The 1,117-nt window shown below is 72.5% G+C and carries 1 protein-coding gene and 1 pseudogene; both read right to left on the reverse strand.

Annotation, left to right across the window (positions count from 1 at the left end):
- Positions 1–846 (reverse strand): glycosyltransferase family 4 protein (locus BACI9J_RS24100; RefSeq protein WP_236558914.1); only part of this gene is annotated, 846 nt, incomplete at its 3' end.
- A pseudogene (locus BACI9J_RS24105) lies at positions 824–1,117 on the reverse strand (hypothetical protein); the annotation flags it as partial. The gene BACI9J_RS24100 and the pseudogene BACI9J_RS24105, both read right to left, overlap by 23 nt.

Below are 1,117 nucleotides of genomic sequence, written 5' to 3' on the forward strand. Positions count from 1 at the left end.
GAACACGTAGACGGCTGCACGCTGCAATAGTGCCGCCAGGAGCGCGTCGGACGGCCGGACGACGATGCGGACGTCGACGTCCGAGTCAGCGGCGAGCGCCCGGAGCCGTTCGAGGTCGGGTCCGTCACCGGCGAGCACCACCGGCCGCGCAGATGCCCGGCCGGCCTCGATCACCACGTCGAGTCGCTTGTACGGCACGAACCGGGACGCACCCAGCAGGAAGCCCGCGGGCAGCGACTCGAGCAGCGCACGCTCACGGTCGTCGAGCACCTGCGCCCAGTCGTCGACAGCGGTGAGTCGTTCGACCCCGACGGGCGGGTGGATCACGACCGCATCGACGTCCCAGCTCGCTCGGATGCGCTGCTGCACGAAACGGCTGTTGGCCGCGACGTGCCGGAGCGCCCCGCCCCGACGGCGGTCCACTGCACGGAGCGCGGGACCCGCGACCCGTGCGGCGACGGACGCGCCGCGGGCATCGAGCTCCGGGTTCCAGAGGTACCGCGCCGGTGTGTGCACGTAGGTGAACTGGCGCTCGGGATCGACACCGGGCACACGGGCCTGGTGCGCGAACAGGTGCGAACTGACGAGCGCCCAGTCGTACGGTCCGAGGTCGCGCAGCCCGTGCGACCACAGCGCGGGGAGGAAGGGGACGGCCAGGGCCTTGCGACCCCGCAGCGGCGTCGGCGCGAGGGCGCTCTCGATCACCCGCCGGCCGGGGTACCGGCCAGGGGCGTCGTTCCAGAGGCCGAAGAGATCGGCGTCCGGGTACTCGTCCGCCATGGCGTCGAGGACACGTTCGGCGCCGCCGACCGCTTCGATCCACTCATGCACGAGCAGTCCGCGCATCTCGAGCTCCTTCCGTCGCTCGTGCGGCACAGGCGACGACGGCGTCGATCGCCTCGTCGGCCAGCGCGCACATCCGGGCGTGGTCGGCGTCGTCCCCACGGACCGGGTCGGCGATGTCGTCCGCCTCCGGCTCGGTGGGGGCGGTGCCGAGTCGGGAACGTGCGACCAACCTGGGGAAGTCGTCCCAGAACCCCGCGCCGACGGCGTCCTGACCGAGGAGCGGACGGACGAGCCGTTCGAACTCGCGCAGCGTGAACGTCCGCCGCCACAG

This window comes from Arthrobacter sp. 9V (genome assembly GCF_902506065.1).
Lineage (GTDB): Bacteria > Actinomycetota > Actinomycetes > Actinomycetales > Micrococcaceae > Arthrobacter.